General features: G+C 43.7%; 31 protein-coding genes. 23 read left to right on the top strand and 8 right to left on the bottom strand.

Annotation, left to right across the window (positions count from 1 at the left end):
* Positions 1 to 243 precede the first annotated feature (243 nt).
* The 5 genes from bsh (at position 244) to FYJ53_RS06115 (ending at position 3902) form a co-directional block, all read left to right on the top strand.
* Positions 244 to 1218, top strand: coding sequence for a choloylglycine hydrolase (bsh, locus tag FYJ53_RS06100; RefSeq protein WP_154557188.1), 975 nt, complete (start codon positions 244 to 246; stop codon positions 1216 to 1218).
* A 689-nt stretch (positions 1219 to 1907) separates the two neighbouring features.
* Positions 1908 to 2528 carry a lysozyme family protein gene (locus tag FYJ53_RS06105; protein ID WP_050814041.1) on the top strand — a complete coding sequence of 207 codons (621 nt, stop codon included), beginning with the start codon at positions 1908 to 1910 and terminating at the stop codon, positions 2526 to 2528.
* Positions 2529 to 2566: 38 nt separating this feature from the next.
* Positions 2567 to 2722 (top strand): hypothetical protein, encoded by a 156-nt coding sequence (locus FYJ53_RS21125; RefSeq protein WP_013379633.1) that lies wholly within the window; start codon positions 2567 to 2569, stop codon positions 2720 to 2722.
* A 230-nt stretch (positions 2723 to 2952) separates the two neighbouring features.
* The gene (locus tag FYJ53_RS06110; protein ID WP_013379634.1) at positions 2953 to 3291 is read left to right on the top strand and encodes a cupin domain-containing protein; all 339 of its coding nucleotides are present in this window, start codon (positions 2953 to 2955) and stop codon (positions 3289 to 3291) included.
* A gap of 101 nt (positions 3292 to 3392) precedes the next feature.
* Complete coding sequence (locus tag FYJ53_RS06115; RefSeq protein WP_013379635.1) at positions 3393 to 3902, top strand: GNAT family N-acetyltransferase; 510 nt, start codon at positions 3393 to 3395, stop codon at positions 3900 to 3902.
* On the opposite strand, the gene FYJ53_RS06120 is transcribed toward FYJ53_RS06115, so the two are convergent.
* Both FYJ53_RS06120 and FYJ53_RS06125 read right to left on the bottom strand, forming a co-directional pair.
* Positions 3897 to 4112 carry a KTSC domain-containing protein gene (locus tag FYJ53_RS06120; RefSeq protein WP_041690115.1) on the bottom strand — a complete coding sequence of 72 codons (216 nt, stop codon included), beginning with the start codon at positions 4110 to 4112 and terminating at the stop codon, positions 3897 to 3899. The genes FYJ53_RS06115 and FYJ53_RS06120 overlap by 6 nt on opposite strands.
* Before the next feature lie 74 nt (positions 4113 to 4186).
* Positions 4187 to 4354 (bottom strand): YjzC family protein, encoded by a 168-nt coding sequence (locus tag FYJ53_RS06125; protein WP_013379637.1) that lies wholly within the window; start codon positions 4352 to 4354, stop codon positions 4187 to 4189.
* A 156-nt stretch (positions 4355 to 4510) separates the two neighbouring features.
* Between FYJ53_RS06125 and FYJ53_RS06130 the strand changes: the two genes are divergently transcribed.
* On the top strand, positions 4511 to 5170 hold the full coding sequence (locus tag FYJ53_RS06130) for a hypothetical protein (protein ID WP_073382318.1): 660 nt from the start codon (positions 4511 to 4513) through the stop codon (positions 5168 to 5170).
* Positions 5171 to 5494: 324 nt separating this feature from the next.
* On the top strand, positions 5495 to 6688 hold the full coding sequence (locus FYJ53_RS06135) for a CaiB/BaiF CoA-transferase family protein (protein WP_123876041.1): 1194 nt from the start codon (positions 5495 to 5497) through the stop codon (positions 6686 to 6688).
* A 149-nt stretch (positions 6689 to 6837) separates the two neighbouring features.
* Here FYJ53_RS06135 and FYJ53_RS06140 read toward each other — a convergent pair whose 3' ends face one another.
* Positions 6838 to 7128 carry a hypothetical protein gene (locus FYJ53_RS06140; protein WP_090411672.1) on the bottom strand — a complete coding sequence of 97 codons (291 nt, stop codon included), beginning with the start codon at positions 7126 to 7128 and terminating at the stop codon, positions 6838 to 6840.
* 175 nt (positions 7129 to 7303) lie between these two features.
* Here FYJ53_RS06140 and FYJ53_RS06145 point away from each other — a divergent pair, with 175 nt between their 5' ends.
* The 5 genes from FYJ53_RS06145 (at position 7304) to FYJ53_RS06165 (ending at position 11005) form a co-directional block, all read left to right on the top strand.
* Positions 7304 to 7483 carry a hypothetical protein gene (locus tag FYJ53_RS06145; protein WP_013379641.1) on the top strand — a complete coding sequence of 60 codons (180 nt, stop codon included), beginning with the start codon at positions 7304 to 7306 and terminating at the stop codon, positions 7481 to 7483.
* A 149-nt stretch (positions 7484 to 7632) separates the two neighbouring features.
* Positions 7633 to 9105 carry an alpha-amylase gene (locus tag FYJ53_RS06150; RefSeq protein WP_154557189.1) on the top strand — a complete coding sequence of 491 codons (1473 nt, stop codon included), beginning with the start codon at positions 7633 to 7635 and terminating at the stop codon, positions 9103 to 9105.
* A gap of 28 nt (positions 9106 to 9133) precedes the next feature.
* Positions 9134 to 10054, top strand: a complete 921-nt coding sequence (locus FYJ53_RS06155) for a CorA family divalent cation transporter (RefSeq protein WP_050814042.1) — start codon at positions 9134 to 9136, stop codon at positions 10052 to 10054.
* A gap of 75 nt (positions 10055 to 10129) precedes the next feature.
* Positions 10130 to 10582, top strand: coding sequence for a large conductance mechanosensitive channel protein MscL (gene mscL, locus FYJ53_RS06160; protein ID WP_013379644.1), 453 nt, complete (start codon positions 10130 to 10132; stop codon positions 10580 to 10582).
* A 75-nt stretch (positions 10583 to 10657) separates the two neighbouring features.
* Positions 10658 to 11005 (top strand): DsrE family protein, encoded by a 348-nt coding sequence (locus FYJ53_RS06165; protein WP_143074398.1) that lies wholly within the window; start codon positions 10658 to 10660, stop codon positions 11003 to 11005.
* A gap of 114 nt (positions 11006 to 11119) precedes the next feature.
* Here the strand turns inward: FYJ53_RS06165 and FYJ53_RS06170 are convergent, their stop codons facing one another.
* On the bottom strand, positions 11120 to 11509 hold the full coding sequence (locus FYJ53_RS06170; protein ID WP_154557190.1) for a hypothetical protein: 390 nt from the start codon (positions 11507 to 11509) through the stop codon (positions 11120 to 11122).
* A 256-nt stretch (positions 11510 to 11765) separates the two neighbouring features.
* Here FYJ53_RS06170 and FYJ53_RS06175 point away from each other — a divergent pair, with 256 nt between their 5' ends.
* The 7 genes from FYJ53_RS06175 to FYJ53_RS06205 all read left to right on the top strand — a co-directional run bounded on the left by FYJ53_RS06175 (position 11766) and on the right by FYJ53_RS06205 (position 15909).
* Entirely contained in the window at positions 11766 to 12326 is a 561-nt protein-coding gene (locus FYJ53_RS06175; protein ID WP_195840243.1) for a TetR/AcrR family transcriptional regulator, read from the top strand.
* A 16-nt stretch (positions 12327 to 12342) separates the two neighbouring features.
* Positions 12343 to 12786, top strand: a complete 444-nt coding sequence (locus FYJ53_RS06180; RefSeq protein ID WP_013379649.1) for a hypothetical protein — start codon at positions 12343 to 12345, stop codon at positions 12784 to 12786.
* A 107-nt stretch (positions 12787 to 12893) separates the two neighbouring features.
* Positions 12894 to 13193 carry a hypothetical protein gene (locus FYJ53_RS06185; protein WP_154557192.1) on the top strand — a complete coding sequence of 100 codons (300 nt, stop codon included), beginning with the start codon at positions 12894 to 12896 and terminating at the stop codon, positions 13191 to 13193.
* 81 nt (positions 13194 to 13274) lie between these two features.
* Positions 13275 to 13805, top strand: a complete 531-nt coding sequence (gene mscL / locus FYJ53_RS06190) for a large conductance mechanosensitive channel protein MscL (RefSeq protein WP_371720490.1) — start codon at positions 13275 to 13277, stop codon at positions 13803 to 13805.
* Positions 13806 to 13857: 52 nt separating this feature from the next.
* On the top strand, positions 13858 to 14526 hold the full coding sequence (gene sdaAB / locus FYJ53_RS06195; protein WP_154557194.1) for an L-serine ammonia-lyase, iron-sulfur-dependent subunit beta: 669 nt from the start codon (positions 13858 to 13860) through the stop codon (positions 14524 to 14526).
* Positions 14527 to 14536: 10 nt separating this feature from the next.
* Positions 14537 to 15433, top strand: a complete 897-nt coding sequence (gene sdaAA / locus FYJ53_RS06200; protein WP_154557195.1) for an L-serine ammonia-lyase, iron-sulfur-dependent, subunit alpha — start codon at positions 14537 to 14539, stop codon at positions 15431 to 15433.
* Positions 15430 to 15909 carry a dCMP deaminase family protein gene (locus FYJ53_RS06205; RefSeq protein ID WP_013379654.1) on the top strand — a complete coding sequence of 160 codons (480 nt, stop codon included), beginning with the start codon at positions 15430 to 15432 and terminating at the stop codon, positions 15907 to 15909. Before sdaAA ends, FYJ53_RS06205 begins: the two co-directional genes overlap by 4 nt.
* A 40-nt stretch (positions 15910 to 15949) precedes the next feature.
* Here the strand turns inward: FYJ53_RS06205 and FYJ53_RS06210 are convergent, their stop codons facing one another.
* Entirely contained in the window at positions 15950 to 16600 is a 651-nt protein-coding gene (locus FYJ53_RS06210; protein WP_177190723.1) for a pentapeptide repeat-containing protein, read from the bottom strand.
* A gap of 149 nt (positions 16601 to 16749) precedes the next feature.
* On the opposite strand from FYJ53_RS06210, the gene FYJ53_RS06215 reads away from it, so the two are divergent.
* Entirely contained in the window at positions 16750 to 18060 is a 1311-nt protein-coding gene (locus FYJ53_RS06215) for a putative DNA modification/repair radical SAM protein (protein WP_013379656.1), read from the top strand.
* Complete coding sequence (locus FYJ53_RS06220; protein WP_154557196.1) at positions 18045 to 18839, top strand: TIGR03915 family putative DNA repair protein; 795 nt, start codon at positions 18045 to 18047, stop codon at positions 18837 to 18839. Before FYJ53_RS06215 ends, FYJ53_RS06220 begins: the two co-directional genes overlap by 16 nt.
* Here the strand turns inward: FYJ53_RS06220 and FYJ53_RS06225 are convergent.
* The 3 genes from FYJ53_RS06225 to FYJ53_RS06235 all read right to left on the bottom strand — a co-directional run bounded on the left by FYJ53_RS06225 (position 18836) and on the right by FYJ53_RS06235 (position 21793).
* Entirely contained in the window at positions 18836 to 19807 is a 972-nt protein-coding gene (locus FYJ53_RS06225) for a DUF6179 domain-containing protein (protein ID WP_154557197.1), read from the bottom strand. The two genes, FYJ53_RS06220 and FYJ53_RS06225, sit on opposite strands and share 4 nt — an antisense overlap.
* A 1-nt stretch (position 19808) precedes the next feature.
* Positions 19809 to 20255: a DUF6323 family protein gene (locus FYJ53_RS06230; RefSeq protein ID WP_154557198.1), complete on the bottom strand. Its 447-nt coding sequence runs from the start codon at positions 20253 to 20255 to the stop codon at positions 19809 to 19811.
* 218 nt (positions 20256 to 20473) lie between these two features.
* On the bottom strand, positions 20474 to 21793 hold the full coding sequence (locus tag FYJ53_RS06235) for an ATP-binding protein (protein ID WP_154557199.1): 1320 nt from the start codon (positions 21791 to 21793) through the stop codon (positions 20474 to 20476).
* 201 nt (positions 21794 to 21994) lie between these two features.
* Between FYJ53_RS06235 and FYJ53_RS06240 the strand changes: the two genes are divergently transcribed.
* Together FYJ53_RS06240 and FYJ53_RS06245 are read left to right on the top strand one after the other, a co-directional pair.
* Entirely contained in the window at positions 21995 to 23473 is a 1479-nt protein-coding gene (locus FYJ53_RS06240) for a M23 family metallopeptidase (RefSeq protein ID WP_154557200.1), read from the top strand.
* 60 nt (positions 23474 to 23533) lie between these two features.
* Positions 23534 to 24211 carry a RecX family transcriptional regulator gene (locus FYJ53_RS06245; protein ID WP_013379662.1) on the top strand — a complete coding sequence of 226 codons (678 nt, stop codon included), beginning with the start codon at positions 23534 to 23536 and terminating at the stop codon, positions 24209 to 24211.
* Positions 24212 to 24249: the final 38 nt, after the last annotated feature.

Raw genomic sequence — 24249 nt, forward strand, 5'->3', positions numbered from 1 at the left:
AATTGGTTAAGGCGGTTTTTTGATTGTTTAAAACACACTCCGCAGGGGTATAAATATTCTCGAACACGCATACCTCTTACTTTTTAAAATACAAATTACTCTCCCAACTAACTTTTCCTTTTTTAGAACTCTCGGTCTTTTAGATCGGGAGTTTTTTGTTTTTTTAAAAAATTTATGTGCGATTAATACAGTAAGATTCTGGGTATTGTATAATTGAAATCCATATAAAACGGAGGTGCTAAAATGTGTACGGCAGCGACATACACAACAAAAGATCATTATTTTGGTCGTAATCTTGATTTGGAATTCTCCTATAATGAAACGGTAACAGTAACACCACGAAATTATCCGTTTCAGTTCAGAAAGGTAAAAGCACTGGAATCTCATTATGCTATGATTGGTATGGCCTTCGTTGTGGATAATTATCCGCTGTATTATGATGCCACCAACGAAAAGGGACTAAGCATGGCAGGATTGAATTTTCCAGAAAATGCGGACTATAAACAAGAAGCAGAGGGAAAAGATAATGTAACCCCATTCGAGTTTATTCCCTGGATTTTAGGGCAGTGCGCTACCATCAAAGAGGTAAAAGAACTCCTTGGTAGGATTAATCTTATCAATATCAATTTTAGTGAAAAATTACCTCTTTCACCCTTGCATTGGATGATATCGGACCGGAACGAATCGATAACTGTGGAATCTGTAAAAGAGGGGATGAAAATATATGATAACCCTGTAGGAATTTTAACCAATAACCCAACTTTTGATATTCAGATCTTCAACCTAAATAATTATGTGAACATCACCAGAGAAGTACCCGAAAATCGTTTTTCAAGCGCAATAGCTTTAGATGTTTATAGCCGTGGTATGGGGGGGATTGGAATTCCTGGAGACCTTTCTTCGTCCTCTCGTTTTGTAAAAGCAGCATTTACTAAACTAAATTCCGTCTCTGGAACTTCTGAATCTGAAAGCATTAGTCAGTTTTTTTACATACTTGGTTCAGTCAATCAAGAACGCGGATGTGTTCGTTTAGCTGAAGATACGTATGAAATAACTATTTATAGCTCTTGTTGCAATGTTGATAAGGGAGTTTATTACTATAAAACTTACGAAAATAGCCAAATAACAGGCGTAGACATGCATAATGAAAACCTCGACAGTCAAAGTATTGTCTCTTATCCATTAATTAAAGAGCAACAGATAAAAATGCAAAACTAAAAACCGTATCAACATAAATTTTTCATGGTGTATTTTAGCCCCTGGTCGAATCGGGGGCTTTTATTGTTTTGGTGTTTTCTTGTATGGAGGATAATAATGAAAATCGCGCAAGAGTATAAAGGCTACTATTTGGATGTGTTCTACAAGGATGGGGTTGTAAATGGCATTATTCAACAGACACAGGACCGACTCTAGGGGCTGACGGTTGAGGAAGTTGTACGGGAGTTTAAGAAGAGGGTTAACTTGATCGATTAGTGAAAATAAAATTATTATATATTTTTTAGTGCCTTTTAGCGTTTTTGTATGTTATACTGTATATGCACAAAATTTGAATAATTATGTTGCCCCTCTTTTTGCCCCTTATAGAATTATAATAGGGATCACTAAAAAACAAACAATCACATTATATAGTGTTTTCTAAAATTAATAACACTATATAATGTGAAAAAACACCAATAAAAGTAAAGACTGTGAATCCCGTCTTCCGCTCCATTATAGTAAAGAAGATGCCTGAAACCCAGTGTCTGATTGGGGTTCGGGTTTTTTATTTGCACTTGGCAGCCCTGGAATAAAGTACTCAGCACAATTCTATTAAATTTACATTTAATAGAGGGCTTAAATTAATTCTTATATAAGATTTAAAGATTAGAATAGTGTCTGAACATTATTTTGAAAGGGATTTTAATTTTATGAAAAAAAGAAGGCGTGCCAGAAAGAAGAAACGGTTCAGACCGCTTATCTGGGGGATCGTGGTGATCGCAGGTGTCCTTCTTCTTAATTGCAGCTTTATGGCTGGAAGGGGAAATAAAAACAATGATGAAGCCCAGGAAGGAGGGCTTTCGTCAGCGGTTGTTGAATACAGGCCTGTGGTCGCGCAGTACGCTGCCGAGTATGGGATTGAAGAATATACGGATTATCTGCTAGCGGTTATGCAGGTAGAATCCGGAGGTAACCACGAGGACGTAATGCAGTCCAGCGAGTCGCTGGGGCTGCCGCCAAACAGCCTTGAGACAGATGAGTCCATTAACCAGGGCTGCCGCTATTTTGCAAAGCTGCTGAGGCTTGCTGCGGAAAAAGGATGTGATTTTAACACTGTCGTGCAGGCTTACAATTTCGGCGATGAGTTTCTTGACTTTGTCGCAGAAAATGGAGGCACCTACACTGTTGAGCTGGCAGAGGAATACGCCAGACAGAAATCCGGCGGTGAAGAAGTGACCTATCTAAACCCCATTGCCCTGAAAGCAAATGGTGGCTGGCGTTATAAATATGGGAATATGTTCTATGTTCAGCTTGTTTACCAGTATATCTGAGAAAGGCTAGAACAGGATTTTTGATAAAAGGAGAAAAAATGAAGATAGCACAGGAACAGAAGAGCCGCAATCTGGATATTTTTTATGTAGACGGACTGATTGAGAATATCCTTGAGCAAATGCTGAAAGAGGTCGATAATCTGACACCAGAAGAGAGCGTTCATTTTAAAAAGAAGAAAAATTTAATTGTTTAGATTGCGGATATGATTAAACCATTCTGACAGGGGTATAATTATTTTTGAACACACATACCTCTTACTTAAATTAATAAAACTTACTCCCCCAACTTTTCCTTTTTTAAAATCCCCGGGTCTTTGTGATCCGGGGATTTTTCTGTTTAAGCTTCGCTTAAATGTTGCGAATGTCACGGACTTGTTGTGGAAAAGGGTATATATTAATAACAACAAAACAAATGGAGGTACTTATGATGAATGAACGTTTTAAAAATATAGATTTAAGAACAGTGCATGCCCTGGCGAATTTGGTTGATTACGCTGAGGGAAGAGTAGAAAGCAGAACCCTTGCCCAGAACGACGTTTTGAGTATCACAGTTTTTTCTTTCCCAGAAGGTGAGGGATTGAGTACTCATGTCGCGGGCGGCGACGCATTGCTCTACGTTATGGACGGAAAAGCAGGAATCACCATCGGTGATGATCCGCAGAAGGCTGTCAGCGCAGGCGAAATGATTATTATGCCAAAAGGTATTCCCCACAGTGTGGATGCCCTTGAAGCATTTAAAATGTTTTTAGTGGTCATTCAGTAAGTAAAAAAACCGGCTCTCAAAAGGGCCGCTTTTTATTTGTCAAAAAATGGAATTTAGATTATAATATAATGCTAATGACCGGAAAAGGAGGAAAGTACAGGATGAATCATCTAACCATTATGCAGGCTGAGAAGGAGGACGCAAAGGCACTCTTACAATACCGCGACGCAATAGGCGCGGAGAGTGATAATCTAACCTATGGAAGTGAAGGATCTGGCATGACGGTGGAAGCCCAGGAGACTTTTATTCAAAGAACAAAGGAATCCGGTGAATCGGTCATGTATGTTGGGAAAATTAATGGCGAAATCGTAGCTCTGGGCTCGATCACGGCCTATGATAAGCCGCGTATCCGTCATCGGGGCGAGTTGGGCCTGACTGTTCGAAAGTCTTACTGGAATCAGGGGATCGCCACAAAAATGATGCAGGCTCTGATGGCATTCGCAGAGGAGAGGATAAGCTGTGAGGTCGTCGAGCTGGAAGTTCGTTCCGATAATGAGGCCGCTATTCACCTTTATGAAAAATTTGGCTTTAGGACCATCGGCATTTACGAAAAATTCTTTAAAATCGGAGATCAGTACGCCCCGGCTAATTTGATGAATTGCTATCTATAAGCTATATGCGATTTTTTTGCGCGGGTACTGCCCGCGGATATGTTTGCCGTAATATTTGCCCACGGATTCCGCAGCCAGCATGCCCTGGTAATGGCGGAAAGGAACATTAAAATATTCGTATAAATTTCCGCTTTTAAACTGGATATACAAATTTCCGTTGTGGTAGCCGATGGAATCGACCAGGGTAGAAGCGACAAAATGCATTGACATAGGATTCACGCCCTTTTTTCTCATTATAACATGTGAATATGGAAAAAGCCACTGACAGTCAGTGGCTTGTAGGATTATTGCTTTTTCCATTTATGGCCGGCTTCCTGAGTAGGGGGAAGGCGGTCTCCCTTGGCGATTGTGACAACACGGCCGTTTTTAATTTCGCCGCCGCGTGGGCCTACTTCCTTATAGGTACCCGGTGCCTGGTTGTCTGTACCAGGGTTTACGAGTTCTGACATCATAGAAATCACTCCTTTCAAGTTTAAAGGTCTTTTTATATTTGTATAGAACAAATATATCCAAAGGGCATGACGAATAACGCTCTTAGCAGCCTCCTGCTGTAAGAGTAATAAACCTTTAAGAAAAATCGGTTTTATTTAGAAATTGGGAGAGTAAAGATGAAAATAAATTACCCAACACCAAAACACAGAAAGTATATCGATTATATGCAGGATATATGCAATGAACAGCGACTTTCCCTTGTTTTAGAGGGATCTCTGGCGGCAGGAAAGGCAGGCTGTTTTTCGGATATCGACTTGATCTTAACAGGAAATATAACGGCAGGACAACTGGAAAAAATAATATCAGGCTATGGTTCTTTAGCCATGACTAATTATACGGAAAAGCCAAAAGGAATTTTAATCTTAAACTATACAGATGGTATCAGTGTTGATCTGGATATACGTAAGACTGTGCTTAAAGAGGAAATTGCAGTAAATCATATTTTGTGTAATTTTGGATTTGACATTGGCAAAAGAGTTGAGCGTCTGGGATTAAGAATGGACTTAGTGCCCGAGCGTCCCCTCTGGTATAAAACCCTCAGACTTATCCACCGGTGTTGTTTAAAATATCTGACAGGTAAAATAGAGAATGCCGATGGGTTGGAGAGAGAAGTTGCCGAGGGAGTAGAACAGTGTTGCGGCATAAGGCTTCAAAGACAAGCAATTCCAAAGAGTATGATCGAAGCCTTTAATACTATTGATGAATATTTTTCTGTTGAGGTTATTATTCGAGAGCTTTTCGAGCCTTTATTTAAAGAAATGAAAGAAAAAGCGTAAAAAAAGGCAAAATTTTACTCTTTTAGAGTTTAAAATTGGCTATAGCTAAAAATAGTTGTCTGTTTTAGATCCGTTTGAATTTTTTTCTGTCAAGATTTTAGCAGTAAACAGAGGCAAAGTGCATTGAAACTTTAGCGCTAAAAGAATAAAATAATGAAGAATTCCAAAGAGCTTTTGTCTTTAAATGCAAAAGCGAATGAAAAGAATTGAATGATTCTTTTCCCCTCATTTTTTGTCTCCGGTCCGCCGGAGGCATTTTTGTTTTTTGCATAACAGCGGTCATTCTGTTAAAATGAAGCTAAAAAATGGGGAGGAATTATGACAATGACAGATAAAAGAGAAGAAGGAGCTCTGGAGGGCTTGAAAATACTGGATTTTTCAACACTTTTACCAGGCCCCTTTGCCACAACCATGCTGGCAGACCTGGGAGCAGAGGTGTTGAAAATAAGCGGACCGGGCAAGCCGGATATTGTTTTAGACTATCCGCCCTTCATTGAGGGGACAGATGTATCGGCGAACCAGGCTTGGCTTGGGCGAAATAAAAAGACCATGCTGCTGAATTTGAAAAAGCCGGAAGCCGTCGATATCGTTAAAAAGCTGATCATGGAATATGATATTGTTATGGAGCAGTTCAGACCTGGGGTCATGGAAAAGCTGGGACTGGGTTATGAAGCCCTTGCCGAGATCAACCCGCGTCTGATCTACTGCTCCTTAACCGGGTATGGACAGACAGGCCCTTTGAGCCACAGGGCTGGGCATGATATTAATTATCTGGCAAGAAGCGGCAACATGGCCCAGGCTGGCCGTACGGAAACAGGACCGGTTCTGACCAATATGCAGGTAGCCGATGTAGCGGTGGGATCAATGAACTCAGTTATCGGGATTCTGGCAGCGGTCCAGTACAGGAATCGGACAGGGAAGGGACAGCGTGTGGATATTGCCATGCTGGACGGCCTCATTCCCTTTAATGGTATGGACGGCACAGCCTTTCTGGCGGATGGAAAAGTTCCGAAGCGCGAGGGTGAACGTCTGAATGGCGGCTGTATGTATGATTTTTATGAGACAAAAGATGGACAGTATTTAAGCCTTGGCGCCCTTGAGCCAAAATTCTGGGCAGAATTTTGTCATTGTATCGGGCGTGAGGACTTGATCGAGGGATCGGTATGGCCTGAGGACGTAAAGGCGGTCAAGGAGGTCATAAGGGGGATTCTCAAGGAAAAAACAAGGGATGAGTGGATGGCTGTTTTTGACGGCCTCGATGTGTGTGTGGAGCCAGTACTGTCAGTGCAGGAGGCTCTGTGGGAGGATGCGCATATTCGTGAGCGTGAAATGGTGGTAGAGGTAGAGCTGCCGCTGTCAGATGGTAAAAAGGTCACCCAGTACGGCACAGCGGTCAAGTTGTCCGAAAGCCCTGCCCAATACCGATACGGCGGTTATCCGGTCGGCTATCACACAAAAGAGGTGCTGAAAGCAATGGGCTGCTCAGACGACGAGATTGAGAGCTTAACATCAATATAATTTAACAAGCATTTAACTGGTGCTCAGGGCAGAAAGCAGCTATAATTAAATCAGACACCAGAAAACTTTTCATTTTTCTCAGGGGCTTCCGCTTTTTGGCGGGAGCCTCTTTATGTATAAAAAAAGCCTGGCGAGCCAGGCATAAGGTGTTAAAAAAGACGTCCGCCGCCGAATATAAAGAACAGCAGGCTGGCCACTTTAAAGACGACTACCATAAGACCAATGGTCCGTCCGGTTTTTGCGTTATCATTTTTCGGATCTGCCGCCAGCTCTTTTTTCCCCATAAAAAAGGCTGCAACGCCGCAGATAAGGATGATGCCGCTTAAAACAAGTGAAATTGGATTGGTGTTATTTTGAAAGCTTAAGAGGATGTTAAGCGCCCACAGAATAATGGCTATTACGCCAAAGGTATAACCTCTTTTACCAAATTGAAAGCCCATATTTTTCTCCTTTTCTTTTGTTAGTTGAACGTTTTGGCTCAGTGCTATTATACTTGTTCAAATAAAAAAATTCAACATTGAACCGTTGATTTTATGCTTTTCTGAAATTTGAGGTAAAGTGTTATTTTTAACGGGTCTTTGGGTAAAAACTAAATAACACTAAAAGGAGGTATTTATGATGGAAAAAGATACAAGCGCATTTTTAAAGGATAAAAGAGGTGCCGCCTTGACAGCTGATAACACAGGCAAGTGTGGTGAATATATTTACGAGGAAACCATTTGCTCCGCCGAATTTCCACAGGGATGTATTGATTCAGAATCACCGAAGCCCGATGCAGCGGCAGATGTTGAATAAACACGGTTAAGCAAATCCGGGCACGTCTGAGGGCGTGTCTTTTATTTTGCTAAAATGTGGCGTCGTTTTCATTGTGGTTTAATGTTTTTATAATTTCCGCATGATATAATAAAAGCCAAAACCTATAATCGTTATGAGAAGGTGATAAAATGAATAACGGAACAATGATGCAGTATTTTGAATGGTACCTTCCGGCAGATAAGCTGTTGTGGAAACGGTGCGCTGCTCAGGCAGGAAATCTGAAAAAAGTTGGAATTACTGCCGTGTGGCTGCCTCCAGCCTATAAAGGCGCGGACGGTATTTACGATGTGGGTTATGCGGTTTACGATACATATGACCTGGGAGAATTTAACCAGAAAGGCGACATTGCCACCAAATACGGCACCCGTGAAGAATATTTAATGGCTATTGACGCTTTTCACAATGAGGGGATTCAGGTTTTAGCCGATATTGTATTAAACCACCGGATTGGCGCAGATGAATGTGAGGAAACGGAAGCGATCCAGAGCAGGGAAACGGACCGAAATGAGCAAATCGGCGAAAAGAGTGTCATTACAGCCTGGACAAGATTCACTTTTCCAGGAAGAAATGGAAAATATTCGGATTTCACCTGGAACTGGCGCTATTTTGACGGGACAGACTGGGATAATAAAAGCAACAGCGGCGGTATTTACCGGTTCCATGACAAGGGCTGGGACAGCGAGGTGGATCCGGAAAACGGTAATTATGATTACCTGATGGGCACAGATGTTGATATGACCAACCGGGAGGTAGTCGAGGAATTGAAGCGGTGGGGAAAATGGTATCTCGAAACTGCCAATATGGATGGTTTCCGCCTGGATGCGGTTAAGCATATCCGTTTCGAGTTTTTTGATGAATGGCTCTCCTATCTCAGAGATACAACGGGTAAAGAGCTTTTTTCAGTGGGCGAATACTGGAGTGCGGATGTCGAAACGCTGGAGCATTACTTTAAAGTCTGTAACTGGAGTATGTCACTCTTTGATGTGCCGCTGCATTTTAAGTTTCATCAGGCCTCCTGTGAGGGGCAGGCCTTTGATATGGGCAGCCTGCTGGAAAACACGCTGGTTGCCGCCTTTCCGGATAAGGCCGTAACCTTTGTGGATAACCATGACACACAGCCAGGACAATCCCTGGAATCCTGGGTGCAGGAATGGTTCAAGCCCCAGGCCTACGCGGTGATCCTGCTGAGGGAAAGCGGCTATCCCTGTATTTTTTACGGGGATTATTATGCCATGCCCCACGACAATCTGCCAGCAGTCATTGGACTGGAAATGCTTTTGAGGGTCCGGAGCCTTTACGCCTACGGACAGCAGCATGATTATTTTGACGATGCGAATATTGTGGGATGGACCAGAGAAGGGGACGTTGAGCATCCGGATTCCGGCATTGGTGTTTTACTGTCCAACGGCCCGGAGGGGGAAAAACGGATGTATATTGGAGCAGCCTGCGCGGGCCAGTCTTTCAGGGACTGTACCCGTCACTTTTCAGAGCCGGTTGTCATAGATACAGAGGGCTATGGTATTTTTAAGGTTTCGCTGGCCGCCCTGTCCGTTTGGGTCAACGAGCGAGCTTACGGTGTGCTAATGATTAATCTCCCATAAAAATACAGAATCAGGAATGGATGATGAAATGTTATATTTGATGGAAAAATCAGGGATTTACCCTATCGAAGATGAAACAGCGCTGGAACCCGATAAGAAATATATTGGTGTCTACACCTACGAGGCGGCCGGCGCGCTGGGGGATAAATTTGGACTTCACTCCGGGCTTCTAAAGCGGACACTGTCCAATGACTCGATCCGCTTTGAAAGCTATGACCGGCTGGATATGCTCTGTATTGCTGTGGTCGATCTGGCGGTAATGAAGCTGGATGTCCCGACAATGCATTTGTTTATCCGGGAAAATGCTTTTTTTATAGTCTGTGAGGATAGGAAATTTGTCAGCAGAATTCTTAAGCGGATTTCAGCGTACGATAAGCTCGAGGTGAGCTTTGGCCGTTTGCTGTTTCATCTTTTCGATAAACTTCTGGAGGATGACAACAGCTATCTGGATAAATTTGAAGAGAAAGTTATGGCTCTTGAGAAAAAGATCATTGATGACAAGAGAAATAAAAACTATGTGAACAATATTATCGGCTACAGAAAGAAGCTGGTACTGCTGAAAAGGTATTATGAGCAGGTCAGTGTTGTTTTTAAATATATTGACTTGAATGAAAACAAGCTTTTTGATCACCAGTCTTTAAAGCTGCTGCGGATTTTGTCAGGGAAGGTGGACCGCCTTTATAACAATGTGCTCTCACTTATTGAATATGTGGCACAGATACGTGAGGCTTATCAGGCTGAGGTGGACATAAACCTCAATACGACCATGAAATTATTTACTGTTATCACTACCATCTTTTTTCCGCTCAGTCTGATTGCCGGCTGGTATGGTATGAATTTTAATATGCCAGAGTATCAAAGCCTCTACGGTTATCCCATGGTTATTATCCTGAGCGCCGGAGTGATCGTTGCCTCGGTTATCTATTTTAAGCGGAACCACTGGTTTTAAAAAGTTGATAAAAATGTTGCTTTTTTCTGTAAGTTGGATATATTTATTAAAACAACTTAGGGAAGGATTGTGTTTATGAAAAATTTACTAAAAGAATTTAAAGAGTTTGCGCTCAGAGGCAATGTGATGGAACTGGCTGTCGCGGTGATTATGGGCGCGGCCTTTCAGGGAATTATCAGTTCATTAACCGGGGATATTATTTCACCGGTTCTCGGCCTTTTTGGTGGTGTTGATTTCAGCAATCTCGCAATCAATATCGGGGATGCCAGTATCCGCTACGGCGCTTTTATAACAGCAGTTATCAATTTCATTATCATGGCTTTTGTTATTTTTCTGATGGTCAAGGGCATGAATAAGCTGGCGGGTCTCAGAAAAACAAAGGACAGTGAGGAAGAGGAAGAAAAAACAAAAACCTGTCCTTACTGCTATACCGAAATACCCCAAAAGGCAGTACGCTGCCCGCACTGCACCACTGTTTTGGTTAAACGAAAAAAACAAGCGTCAGCAGAAATCCAAAGTGAAGATTAAAACCTGCCTGGGCTCAGGTAAACAAGCGCTGGTCCGGGTATAATAAGAAAAAACCATTAAAGGAAGTGTTTTAAAATGAAAATACTGTTTCATGTGGATGATACAGACCGGTTGAGTATGGCGGCCACCAATGCTGCCAATGCCGTTAAGTATGTTCAAGATAACGAGCTTACGCTGGAGGCTGAGATTGTGGTGAATGGCGAAGCTGTTACCGGGCTGGTACGCCGCTGTATCGAAGAGCCGTTATACCAAAGGCTGCAAAAGCTGTCAGATGGGCAGGTACGCATTGCGGCCTGTCAAAACGCATTGAATGCTCATCAGCTTTCAAAAGAGGATTTGTGTGATTTTGTTACCATCGTTCCCGCAGGCGTCATTGAACTGGCCCAAAGGCAGGAAGAGGGCTATGCATATATTAAGCCTTGACAGAAAACTGCTACTCTGCTGTCACAGGTATTCCTGATGTCGGGTAGTCTGTTTTCATATCTGCTATGCGAAAAAAGCTATCGCTGTGTTTTGAGCGATAGCTTTTTATATTGCTTAAGAGATATAGGATGTGCGGTTGTCAGGCTCAATGCCCTGCTGCTCCTTAAGGTTGTCGGCAGCTTCAACCGTCTTTTCCCTGGCTGTGTCTGCAACCTCAGCGGTCTTATGCTTTAGCTTGTCAATGGTTTCATCGGCCTTGGCTTTTGCCGTGGAAGCGGCATCTTCTGAGTTATCCTTAACCTTTTTTCTGGATTCCTCAACCGAATCTTTGGCCTTATCGGCAGCTTGGTTCAGTTTACCGACCATATTTTCAGCAGCTTCGTTTATTTTATCTGCGGCCTTTTCCACGCTTTCATTTACCTTATCGACCGCTTCCTTTGCTTTCTGGCTGGCTTTATTGTTTATTTCCTGTGTTTTTTCTTTTAATTCGTCAAGATTTTTCATTATAAGTGCTCCTTTCTGTCAAAACAGCCTTAAAATTTGTTCGTAATTGTATATACCTGCATTGGGAGGGTTAAACAGAAAAGAAAATTAGAATTCATTTAATTTAAAACAGAGATTGTGAATTTTGACAGAGATTGTATAAGAGGCGGATTATTTATAAAAGCTTAAATTAAAATAATTCTATTTTAAAAGATTGACAAAACTGCAAAAAAGATTTAATATAGTAATATGAACGATGTTCATTTTGGAGGAAACAATGAATATAAACGTAACGTCCAGGGAAGCACTGGTGACAGCTGCCCGGGAAATCGCGCGGACAGAAAGTCTCTCTAAAATCAGTATCCGGCGAGTTGCCTCTGTATGCGGCATCTCGGTCGGTGCCATATATAATTATTTTCCAACCAAAAGTGAGCTGATGCTTGCCGTTATCGAAGACTTTTGGCGATCAGCCTTTCATGGCATGGGGGATGATTTATTTAAAGAAAAGAATTTTTGCCTTTTTATAAAAGGTGTCTATGAGCGTTTATACTGTAATGTACAGGAGGTTTATGAGAGCTGGCTGGAGGAAATTACCAGGCTGGATCTTGGCCAGGGCGGTAAAGAGCAGGAAGCCCGCTATTTTGAACATATCAAAAAGGGATTGCTGAAGGTTCTGGAAAACGACACTGCCATAAGACAGGACATCTGGAATGATCAGTTCACAAAAACGGCCTTGATTGATTTTGTTTTTGACAATTTACTGCTTCTTATGGGAAAAAGAGAAAAGGAATGCGGCTTTTTAACCCAGATGCTGGAGCAGGTGCTCTATTGTGAATAAAGAAAGGATAAATTAAGTGAAGAAAATAATTCCAAAAGTCGATAAGCTTAAACTGCTGTTACTGGCTGGCGCTGTCTGGTTTATCGCAGGCTTTAATATTATGCGGATCGGCACGCCGGATATGATTGCAAACTGGCATAGCCCGTTACTCCCGCTATTGTTTTCAGTGGTAGTGTTCGGTCTGTTTTTTAAATTTGTGTTTCATAAGATGGTAGTTAAGCACAGCGCACGTATTATGAATTACGGAGACGGGAAGATCCCATTTTACCGTTTTTTTGATAAAAAGAGTTATCTGATTATGATTTTTATGATTACCTTTGGAGTAACCTTAAGAATGTCACATTTAATCCCTCCGCTCTATCTCGGTACCTTTTACACTGGGCTGGGGGCTTCCTTAATTGGCGCTGGTATTTTTTTCTTTATCCAGTACCGGAGAAACGCTGTGGCTGTCAATGCTTAAGCCTTTCTGATTTAATGCGATTGAGCACAAGTTTTAACATGTTTCTAATGATATCTTCTGGGTAAATATATACAATAGAAATATAAAAAGAAAGGAGTGCTAAAATCATGTTATACAGTACAGAAATGATGCGGAAAGCAATGTCCCTCGCGAGACACGCTTATTCAGACCGTATCGACAGAAAAGGAAGATCTTTGTTTTTACTGGCCTGCGCAAGAGCAGAAAAAATGAAAACAGAGAAGGAAACCGTCATTGCTCTGTTAAAAATGACCATGGAAGAAACAAATCTGACACTTAATGAGGTGAAGCAGGCGGGCTTTGAGGATGCGATAATCAATGCGCTTCCAAGCGGACAGTCTGCAAAAAAATGTTATGTGAAATCCACATTAGAAAGTCTGACAGCTTAAACGTTCGCTCGGAAAGCTCAGGCTTTCTTTTTTTATTTTTTGAAAAAGGGTAATAAGTATAACGTGAAGGGAGGCAGGTTTGTGTTTGATGATTTTAAAAAATTTGCGTTTAAGGGGAATATCCTCAGCCTGGCCATCGGTGTGGTCATTGGGAATTCTTTTAACAGGGTCGTGTCCTCGGTGGTCAGCGATATTCTCATGCCCTTTTTTGGCTATCTGACAGCGGGTATTGATCTTAAAACGCTGAGACTGGTGCTGCACCCGGCAACTCTTGAGGGGGATAAAATTATCCGTCCAGAGCTTGTGATCTCCTATGGGGATTTTTTGCAGAATGCCATTGATTTTTTTATCATAGCGTTGTCTATTTATATAGTGACAAAAGCCATCCGGAAGCTCAGCCGTAAAGAGCAGAATCAGGATCAACAGGACGCAGTGACGGAGATAGATCTGTTGACGGATATAAAAAATATACTGGAAAAAGAGCAGACCAGCTCGCCAGCAACGTCGGTGGACAGTCTGAAGACTCAAAAAGAAGACGAGCCAGCACAAAATGTTCGGATTTCCAAAAATGCGCAGAAGCTGCGGCTTGATAAAAAGTATAGAATCCATTAAAATAAAGAGTAAACTTATTTGGAAGAACTTCTAAAATATAAAGGGGAAGCAATTGAAAGAATTAACCGTGTTTGACATTATTGGGCCAAATATGATCGGGCCCTCCAGCTCCCATACCGCGGGAGCCTTGAGAATTGCGCTGCTGGCCCGAAAAATGGTTAAGGGAAGTATCCGGAAGGCAGAGTTTGTGCTTTATAGCTCCTTTGCCCGGACCTACCGCGGCCACGGGACAGATAAAGCGCTGGTGGCCGGAATCTTGGGCTTTGGCACCGAAGACTACCGCATCCGGGATTCCTTTGAATACGCCAGAAAAGCAGGGCTTGAATACCGTTTTATCACCAATACCGAGAAAAAAGATATCCATCCCAATACTGTGGCCATTACCATCACCGATACAGAGGGACAGACCACCATTGTTGTCGGAGAGTCCATTGGCGGCGGAGCCGCAGTAATCCGGGAAATCAACGGTGTCGAGATCGCCCTTTCCGGCGAATATAACACCATACTGGTCAAGCAGAGGGACAAACCCGGCGTGCTGGCCCACATCACCCGCTGCCTGAGTGACTGTCAGATCAACATCGCTTTTACAAAGCTTTACCGGGAAAAGAAAGGCGAAATCGCCTACACCATCATTGAAACCGACGAAGAGATCACAGGTGAGGTCATTGCCGCCATCGAAGCATCCGGGAATATTATCAGCGCTACGCGCATTGAGCTGTAGGAGGAAAACGATGAATTTCACAAATGGAAGTACCCTGTTAAAAAGCTGCCACCGCCATCAGTGCACGATTTCCGAGGCCATGTTGAAAAGAGAAACCACCTATCTGGAAAACACACCTGAGGAAACAGAAGGCCGGATGCACCACGCCTGGGAAATCATGAAAGACGCAGTCAGAACCGCTCTTGAAAAAGAGCTGACCTCCGTTGGCGGACTCATTGGCGGTGAAGCACGCAAGCTTAATGCGCGGCGCCTGGCCGGTAAAAGCATCAGCGGGCCCCTGACCGCCAAAGCCATCGCCTACGCCATGGGTGTGCTTGAAGTCAACGCCTCCATGGGGCTGATCGTTGCAGCCCCCACCGCCGGATCTTCCGGTGTACTGCCCGGCGTACTCTTGGCCATTCAGGAGGAACACGGGTTCAGCGATGCCGAGATGGAAAAAGCCTTATTCAACGCCGGGGCCATCGGTTACATTATTTCACGCAATGCCACCGTAGCCGGAGCAGAGGGCGGCTGCCAGGCCGAGGTCGGCGCTGCCAGCGCCATGGCCGCCAGCGCGCTGACCGAGCTCTTCAGCGGTACACCGCAGATGTGTCTGGGCGCAGCCGCCAACGCCCTTTCAAATCTGCTGGGACTGGTCTGTGACCCCATCGCAGGATTAGTGGAAGCGCCCTGCCAGAAGCGGAACGCCATCGGGGCATCCAATGCCATCATCAGCGCAGAGATCGCGCTGAGCGGCGTGGAAAATCTTATTCCCTTTGACGAGGCCGTCAGCGCTATGCTGCAGGTTGGAAGAAGGCTGCCGCCAGAGCTGCGGGAAACAGCCCTTGGGGGCATGGCCGCAACGCCGACGGGCTGCGTATTGTGCAAGCGAATTTATAGAGGACAGGATGAGGAGGAAAGAGAATGAAAAGAGAAGATTATTTATCCTGGGATGAATATTTCATGGGAATCGCCTTGCTGGCGGCCAAGAGGAGCAAGGATCCTGGGACGCAGGTAGGGGCCTGTATTGTAAGCCCGGACAACAAAATTTTAACCATGGGCTATAATGGCATGCCCACAGGCTGTCATGATGACAATATGCCCTGGGAAAGGGAGGGTGACCCTCTTGAAACAAAGTATCTTTACGTCTGTCATGCCGAATTTAATGCCATCTTAAACAACGGCGGCCGTTCCCTGAAGGGAGCGACCCTTTATGCGACGCTTTTTCCCTGTAATGAATGTGCCAAAGCGATTATTCAGTCGGGAATCCAAAAGGTTATTTACATGGAAGATAAATATGCGGATACGGACGCGGTCATTGCCTCCAAAAGAATGTTTGATATGGTTGGGATCACCTATGAAGCTTATGAGGTTAAGCATAAAAAAATTGTCATTGAGCTGTAAAGCTGAAATAAGCTGCCGGATTTTGCTGGCAGCTTATTTTTTATTCTTTAATGACAACGCCCAAAAGTTTTGAAAGCTCAGCGGCTTGAAAAAGATTTACAACAGCGCCGCGCAGCTCCTGGCTGCCTGAAACCGTGATCCGGCTCAGAGTATTGCTTGTGAAATCTATACCCTTTAAAGGCGTATGGAGAAAATCGGCCTCGGAGAGGTCACATTGCTGAAACTGGGTGGTTTTCAATTTACAGTCCTGAAAACTGACATTTTGCAGAGGACAGTTTTCAAAAAAGACATGTTTGGTTTTGCTGGTGGAAAAATTCATGAAGTTTCCAAGGCATTCTGTAAAGTGGCATTCTTCCAAAATACAGGCGTTAAAATCTGTGCCAAGAAGCTTGCAGTTTTTAAAAATAACGCGGTGAAAGGTGGAATCACTGAGGTTAAGGTTCGACAGATCACAGCCCGTAAAAATAACATCAGCAAAAAAAGTATGGGTCAGGCCAGAAGACAGAAACTGGCAGTTCTTAAACTGACAGTGATGAAATTCAAGCTTTGACTGGTGGAAGGCTTCAAGACTGGTATCGCTGAATTCAAAACTTTCAATATCTTCTTCCGCATCAATACATTCATAAATAACAGTGAGCAGGTCATTATAAGGCTTTAGCGGATCGGGAAAAGCCGGAGGTTGTAAGCGCATAAGGACACTCCTTTCGTGATGATTCATTATAGCATAACAAATATCAGAAATAAATAGAAAATTTGTTCTTTTTCGATTGACTAATGAGATCAAATGTTTTATACTGTTTTTAAAGAAAGAACGGATATTTGAAGAGATGAGGGCTTAAAATGGAACTGTTGGATAAATTGAAAATTCTGACCGATGCTGCGAAATTTGACGTAGCCTGTACCTCCAGCGGGGTAAAACGGGATGGGAAGAAGGGCGCTTTGGGGAATACCGTGGCGGACGGCATCTGCCATAGCTTTGCATCAGATGGCCGCTGTATTTCACTTTTGAAGGTGTTGATGACGAATGTATGTGTCTATGACTGCAAGTACTGTGTGAACAGAGCTTCTCAGGATGTTGAGCGCGCTGCATTTACTCCCAGAGAGCTGGCAGATCTGACCATTGGTTTTTACCGGCGAAATTATATCGAAGGACTTTTTCTCAGCTCATCGGTTATCAAAAACCCTGACTATACTTGTGAAAGGATGATTGAAACCCTGGCACTTTTAAGAGGGGATGAATATAATTTTAATGGGTACATTCACGTAAAAGCCATACCGGGAGCCGATCCGAGACTTTTGACACAGCTGGGCTATCTGGCAGACAGGATGAGCATTAACATTGAGCTTCCGTCAGAGGAAGGCCTTAAAAGACTGGCGCCGGATAAGACAAAGACTTCCATTTTTAAACCTATGGGGATGATTACAGACAAAATCGAAGAAAACAGCTACGACGTGGTCAAATATCGTCATACCCCTAAATTTGTTCCAGCCGGCCAGAGTACACAGATGATCATCGGAGCAACCCCGGACACGGACTACAAAATACTAAACTTGACTGAGGGTCTTTACCAGAAATATTCGCTTAAGCGTGTGTTTTTTTCTGCTTATGTGCCTGTGTCAGAAAATAAGCTGCTGCCAGCTCTTGATACAAAGCCGCCGCTTTTGCGGGAGCACCGGCTATATCAGGCAGATTGGCTGCTGCGGTTTTATGGCTTCCACGCAGCCGAGCTGCTGGATGCCGAGCATCCGAATTTTAACCCTCTGGTTGATCCGAAATGCAGTTGGGCACTGGCGCATCTGGATCAGTTTCCCATTGAGGTGAACACTGCCTCCAGAGAAATGCTTCTGAGGGTGCCGGGCATCGGGGTTAAAAGCACCATGCGTATTATTCAGGCGCGACGGATGGGCAGGCTGGATTTTGAGGGGCTGCGTAAAATCGGCGTGGTATTGAAACGGGCACAGTATTTTATTCTGTGCAGCGGGAAAATGGTTGAAGGGCTTAAGGTAACGCCGGACGGTGTGCTGAGAGCACTGATTTCAGAGCAGGGACAGCGTGATTTAATTGAGCGAAAATATGAGCAGCTGTCTTTTTTTGACAAAGATCAGTCGCCTGTATTGCACAGGGAGGTTTTAAAATGTCTGACGCAATAAGGCAGGTTTATCTTTATGATGGCACCTTTGAAGGGTTTCTATGCTGTGTTTTTGAAAGCTATATGAAAAAAGAAACCCCTGTCGATATTGTGCCTGATACTTTTGAGCAGTTTTTTCTTTATCCCATTAAGGAAATTGAAACAGACCGCGGACACGCCGATAGGGTTTTCCGTTCGTTTGATATTAAAATGTCTCCAGAGGTGACGGATTTTATAAAGTGTGGATTCTTGACTTGTCATCCTAAAAAGGAAATGCTGATGTACCGTTTTATCCGCAAGGGTTATCGTGTGGGCGGTGGCATCATTGACTGTCTGGCCGACCCGGATGTCCATGAGCTCTATAAGGCTGTAAAGCACCTGAAAAACGAAGCGCATCTCCTTCGCGGTTTTATCCGTTTTGGGGAATATAATAAAACCCTTGTCTCGGTGATTGCACCTAAGAATTGGGTGCTCCCTCTTTTAGCAGAGCATTTCAGCGATCGGTATAATGGAGAAACGTTCATGATCTATGACGAAGTTCACCACTCAGCGCTTATTTATCACCCCTATGAGTGGATGCTTGTGCCCATTGACGATTTCACACTGCCAGAAGCAGATATAGAGGAGCTTCTTTTCCAACAGCTGTGGCAACGTTTTTACAAAACGATCGGCATTAAGCAGCGTTTTAATCCAAAATGCCAGATGACACATATGCCGAAACGCTATTGGTCTCATACCGTTGAGCATCAGCCTGAGGGCCTTGCCGTATCTGGTGAGAAAAGGCATTTGAGCGGAAGCTAACGGACAGACAGAAAAGAGCAGATGGTTTCCTGTTTGACGGAGCGGTATAATCCGGCGACAGTTTTATCCTGGCATTTGCTTAAATAAGTTTTCAGTGAGGGCCATCGCAGTCCCTTTTCGACGATGATAGCAGAGATTGCCTGGCTGACGGCTTCCTTGCATTTTTTGCGTGGCTGCCCCTCAAATTGTTCAGCCAGCGACAGGGCTTCCTGTTCTGTGAGAAGGATTGACGCATTATCGTCGTTTAAAAGCTTGCGGGCTACGGCATTATTGAGCACCAGACCAAAAATATTTTCTGTAAGGTCTCTGCTGGGATATCCGACATTGGCAGCAAACCGGTTCAATAGTGTAAGGATTTCGTCCTGGTCAAACTGATTACAAAAGTGATTTTCAAGGTAGAGGTTATTGATAATATCTTTCATATAGTGGATACCGGAAAGGTTCTTTTGATAGTAGCAGGGAAGGTATTCCAGCATTCCAGGAGTTTCAGTTGCCTTGAATTCTGGGTTATACTCTTTAAAAAATAAAGGCATGTCGTCAATGGTGGTGTTGTAGGCATAGACATCAACCTTCAGCCGGTTCCCCTTCAGCCTTGTGTATAGCAGCTTTGTCTGGTTGATTTCCTGTTTGATCTGAGTCAGCCCTTCGGTAAAAAGGCTTGGAAGGGTTGAGGTTTGAAGTTTATCGATGGCATCTTCGGGATTTTCATACTGGGATAAGATGGTGTCGATGCAATAAAAAATGCCATCTGTCAGGACGCCGGCGATTTCTGTTTTGACAGAGCTTCCCCCCTTGGTGTAATGGCTGATCTGGCGGGTAAGCAGTGCGCTGAGATGCTTTTGAAAGGTCTCAAGATTGTTTTTGTTAATCATTCCAATGCGCACACCCTCGTATAACAGTGTTTTTGTGTACTCGGCAGGGTCTAAATTTTTGACTTTCAGTGTGTTAACGGGCTCCATTTGTTTCATTCTAAATCTCCTGTTTGTGTAATTTGCTTTTGCAAAGTGCGTTAATTTGTCGATCCATCAGGATATCTTCGGCATTTGTCAATCCGCGGTCCAGAGCATCGGCCAGATGCTCGATGATGCAGTCATCACTAATACGATCCAGAGTATCTTCTTTAATAATATAGAAGGCTTCGACCAGTTCTTCCAGGGTTTGCGCATAGTTTTCAGGCCAGAGACTTTGGGAATGGCAGACTGCGTGAGTAATTTTTGGCAGTATACCCGGGCCAATTTCTACACGTCCATGGCTTTTAAGCTCGGTGATATTGCGCATTATCAGCTCGTGGGCTTCGTCGGGAGTGAGGGAAAGGCCGTATTTAGCGGCATCATCATTGGTACTGAGAATGGCATTTTCTTTTTCAGCAATGTCCAGAGTACCAGAATTCAGCAGTGCAATCTGAAAATTCTTCATAAATATCCTCCTTGCCTATTGACAAAATGACCGATATGTGATATAATTATAAAATTAATATAGATAAATAATTTGAACGCAAACACTAGTATAACATTGATCGCGCAGTGCTGTCAATGTTTTTTCTTTTTTTGAAAAAAGACGACCGGTAAATTTTACCGGTCGTCGATAATCTGCAAAAAGGCCGCTGAAAGCATCTTTCAGCGTTTTTTTAGTGGTTAATCCTCTGTAAAAGAATTGATTTTTAAATAGTCTATGAACTGTTCGGCTGTACGCCCGGAGCGGTTAAGGTGACGCAGTTCCCATTGAATGGCCAGAGACTCGATTCTTGCGGTGGGCATGTCGATGCCCGCTTCCTTTGCGAGTTCCAAAACCATTGAGAGATAACCTTTCTGATTGGGAACCTCAAAGGTGAGCACCAGGCCGAAACGGCTGGAAAGTGAAAGCTTTTCTTCCATGACATCTTTTGTATGGACTGCATTATCGCGCTCGGACATGGTTTCAGTTACCAGGTGGCGTTTGTTGGAGGTGGCATAAATCAGCACGTTCTGCGGATTTTCCTCGAGAGAGCCCTCCATAACATTTTTGAAAATTTTATAGTCGGCGTCGTCCTCGTCGAAGGAGAGGTCGTCGATAAAAAGAATGAACGGGTAAGGGCGCTTTTTAACGTATTCGATGACCGAAGGGATATATTCGAGCTGGTCTTTCTTTATTTCGACCATTTTGAGCTTGGTATCCTTAAAGGTATCCAGCAGGGCTTTGACCATCGTGGATTTTCCGGTGCCCATATCGCCCTGAAGCAGTACGTTCAGACCAGTATAATTGTTTATAAAGGAGGCGGTATTGGCAATGAGCTCCTTTTTCTGCATATCATAGCCGACCAGGGAATCCATAGGCTTATATTTTTGGTTGGTAATAGGGGAAAGGCGTCCGCCGTCTACAACTTTAAAGCTGACGTTAATTTCAAAAATTCCAAGACCGTGATGGTTGATGTATTCGTTGGTGGCGTTGAAGGCTTTGTCGATGTCCTCGGTCGAAAAGGCCAGGTCGATTTCATCACAGGGCGGAACCGGGAAAAAGATATGGGCAGAAAAGATATTGGTGTCGTCAAGATTTGTTTCCTTTAAAAAGGCATCCCAGTCAAAATGATAGAGCTTCATGAAAATTTCAAATTCATGGTACATACTTTTGGCAAAAGGGTGCTGCTTAGTGACTGGCCCTCTTTCGAACAGAAGCGTCAGAGGATTCTCATTTCCGACGATCTGGGTGATCAGAAAATCCTTCCAGGGAGTTTTGGCGTAATTGGTATCCTCGCTTTTATTAAAGGAGTAACCCAGCATCAGAGATTTCAAATGATAGTAAGTATCCAGATATTCCCTCCGGTATTCGGCGCCCCTTAAACCAGATTCATAGGCTCTTGAAAGAACCAGAAAATCCTTGAGGATTGGGTGCTCCAGAACGGGACGGTAAAAGGAAAGCGTGTTAAAGATATCAGACGGAATTAAACGATTTATATTATCAGAGCTTTCAGTTGTCATATTTTGTTCACCTCAATAGTAAATTGTATTTTGTATTCTATTATAGCATAAGCAGTTGCGTGATGGGACTAAAAAACAAAAAATCTTAAAGATTCATCTTTTTTGTAACAAAAAAGTTACAAAAATCTTGAGAAAAGTTTACGTTTATGTTAAAATTCAACTAACAACATGTTTTAGCGCTAATTAAGGAGAAAGTAAAAATTGAAAACCTCAAAATTCGGAGACAAGCTGAGTTCTGTTGAAGAAAAGATTAACGCAAAGCTGGACAAATTTAATGATAAAATTGGAAAGCGGGTTTTCACTGCCAGAGCATCTGCCATTGTGGTAACAGCCTTTCTGGTCTGTGCCGGTACGGGAATTGCCCATGCCCAGACAACAGCTTACGAGGTGTTATATAACGGGCAGAGCATTGGATATGTCAAGGATCAGAGTACCTTTGACAATGCTCTTGGAGAGCTGCAGCAAAAGCTCTCCAAAGAATATGGCAATGAGAATGTTATTATAGCGGATGATATCAAGCTTAAGCCTACCCGCACAATGGGAGAGAAGCTTGATGTGGGTCAGTGTGCCGAAACCATTTACAATGCCGGAGTTGACGTTAAGCTCAAGGGGGCTGCCATCATGATTGATGGAAAGCCAGCCATTCAGACCGACTCCAAAGAGACGGCAGAAAGGGCATTGAATGATTTCAAACAGCAGTATTCCCAGGTAGAGGGTGCGACAGTTTTGAGCTCAGAACTTAAGCAGAATGTTACCATTGATGAACAAAATGTGGAAGTGCCTGACGCCAGGAATTATGACGCTACCCTGTCATACCTGAAAGAGGGAAATGAGATTACAGCTCAAACCACCGTTCAGCCGGGAGAAACTGATGGAAATCTTATCGCAGCCAATCGTGGAACAACCGTTGACCGTCTGGCATCCATGAATGCTGATAAAGATCTGAATGCTTTAAAGGAAGGCGACGTTCTGAATACAACTCAGAAAGCACCGGTACTGACAGTGGTTACCGTTGTCGAAAAGCAGTATCAAGAAGAAATCCCCTTTGAGACAGAGGAACAGCCTGCCGATGAGCTGATGACTGGCGAAGAGGAAGAAGTACAGAAAGGGGAAAACGGCCAGAAGGATGTCGATGCTGTTTTTACTTATGAAAACGGCCAGGAGGTCGGTAAGGAAGTTAAATCAGAAAACACTACCAAGGAACCAGTTAAGGCAGTTAAGCGTGTAGGAACAAAGGAAGCGGCAGCTGCGCCTGTATCCAGAGGCTCCATCAGCGGCAGCGGACAGTTTCTGATCCCGACCAGCGGCCTTGTAGGTGAAATAGGACGCCCGGGCGGCGGATCAAGCAATCACTCCAATGGCTGCGCTGTGGATATTTTGAACAGCTATGGCACCCCGGTTTATGCATCAGCGGCCGGAACCGTAACGCGTGCGACAAGCTTTGGCGGCTATGGAAACTGCATTGAAATTCAGCATGAAGGCGGCTACTCAACATTGTACGGCCACCTGAGCAGCATTGATGTCAGTGTTGGCCAGACTGTTGGCCAGGGTGAATATATTGGAGGAACCGGCTCTACCGGCTCTTCAACAGCCAACCATCTTCATTTTGAAGTGAAGATTGGCGGTGTTGCCCAGCTTATTCAGGATTATATTCCTGTTTCGTCTGGCGCTTATGTTTAAAATTTGTTAAAATAAAACTGCCGGGATCAGCCGGCAGTTTTTTAGTGGAAAGGAAATCCTATGAGTGACCCTAAGACCGTTCAGAAAGCCTATGACCAGAGTCTGAATTACATTTCTTTTAAAAATCGGACTGAAAAGGAAATGGTCGACTATCTGGAAAAAAAGGAGTACAGTGAGCGTGTGGTTGCAGAGGTTATGGCAAAGCTTGTACAATATGCCTTTATTAACGACACCGCTTATGTAAAGAATTACTGCTATAACAATATTCATTTCAATTTCTGGGGCAGAGTAAAAATGCGTTATGATCTGAAAAAAAGGGGGATTCCTCAGGAACTGATTGCCGTTATGGACGAGCTTTACACGCCAGACCAGGAACGGATATGCTGTGAGAAACAGTTTGAAAAAGCGGCTCGTCAGTACAGCCGGGAAAGCTACAGGAAACGCAAAGGTAAGATCTATACCTTTTTGCAGAGAAAGGGATTTCCAGGTGAGGTAATCCGCGAGGTGATTGAGGCTAGACTGCCAGAGGATGAAACTGAAAACCTGACCGAGGAAGAGACCGAGGCACTTCTAGAAAAACAGATGACCGAGCTCAGACGCTTTTATGAAAAATACCGCAGAATGCAGGAAAACAAAGGTTATACGGGCCGAGAACTGAAGCAGCGTGTTACCCGTAATCTGATGAGCAGAGGCTACAGTTACGATCAAATACGAATAATGACCGAAGAAGACGAATAATTATCTTTTCTGCCGTTAAAGTGACAAAGAATTTTGGT

This window comes from Eubacterium sp. BL-380-WT-2B, assembly GCF_009696115.1.
GTDB classification, from domain to species: domain Bacteria; phylum Bacillota; class Clostridia; order Eubacteriales; family Eubacteriaceae; genus Eubacterium; species Eubacterium callanderi.